This is a genomic window from Streptomyces sp. P17 (genome assembly GCF_032436805.1).
Lineage (GTDB): Bacteria > Actinomycetota > Actinomycetes > Streptomycetales > Streptomycetaceae > Streptomyces.
Genome location: NZ_JAVRBF010000878.1, coordinates 1 through 269, shown reverse-complemented (window position 1 = coordinate 269; position 269 = coordinate 1). Strand labels below are relative to the sequence as shown.

Below are 269 nucleotides of genomic sequence, written 5' to 3'. Positions count from 1 at the left end.
CCGGAACGTCCAGTGCTGCGGCAGCATAGCTGCGACGGTGAGCAGCCCGAGCGGCGGCGACGGCGCCTTGGCGCCAGCGATCGTGCAGGTGTCCTTCAAGGCCCAGAACGAGTTCGGGTTGAAGCGCGGGAACACGAGGAGCACGGTGCAGCGGTCGGCTGCGGCCGGCGCCTGGTTCGAAACGGCAAAGTCTACGGGCGCAGTCGACATGAGAGGCTCTTCCCGTAAAATCGTGCCGCCGCAGGTCGCGCCGCACCTGAAATCAAGCG

At 66.9% G+C, this 269-nt stretch carries 1 protein-coding gene; it reads right to left on the bottom strand.

All coding sequences use genetic code 11. The features are described 5' to 3' along the window. On the bottom strand, positions 1-210 hold a 210-nt coding region (locus tag RMT89_RS43300), incomplete at its 3' end, for a hypothetical protein (protein ID WP_315889245.1). Between the last annotated feature and the right edge of the window lie 59 nt (positions 211-269).